Below are 348 nucleotides of genomic sequence, written 5' to 3'. Positions count from 1 at the left end.
CGTTGAAGGCGAGGCCGAGGCGGTGGCGATCGCCGAGGCCGACCCAGCAGATGCGCGCCGGCAGGCCCTGGAAGGCGATGCGCTCACGTGCCATGTCCAGCCAGTTGTGCAGGTGCTTGTTGTCGGGCAGCAGTTCCTTGACCTTGGCGTCGGTCTTGTAGATGTCTTCCGGATCGCCGGACAGGGCCGCCCAGCGGAACGGGCCGACGCCGCGGCAGAAAAGCGGGCGGATATAGGCCGGAACGAAGCCCGGGAAGGCAAAGGCGTTTTCGAGGCCTTCTTCCTTGGCCATCTGGCGGATGTTGTTGCCGTAGTCGAAGGTCGGGATGCCCATGTCCTGAAAGGCGA

Annotated in this window: 1 pseudogene; it reads right to left on the bottom strand. The window is 64.9% G+C overall.

Annotated elements, in window-relative coordinates:
* Positions 1–348 (bottom strand): annotated as a pseudogene (locus tag IB263_RS33885) (urocanate hydratase); the annotation flags it as partial.

The organism is Ensifer sp. ENS03, assembly GCF_014852035.1.
Classification (GTDB): Bacteria; Pseudomonadota; Alphaproteobacteria; order Rhizobiales; family Rhizobiaceae; genus Ensifer; species Ensifer adhaerens.
The sequence above is the reverse complement of the archived record's forward strand: the minus strand, read 5'-3'. Positions and strand labels throughout refer to the sequence as shown.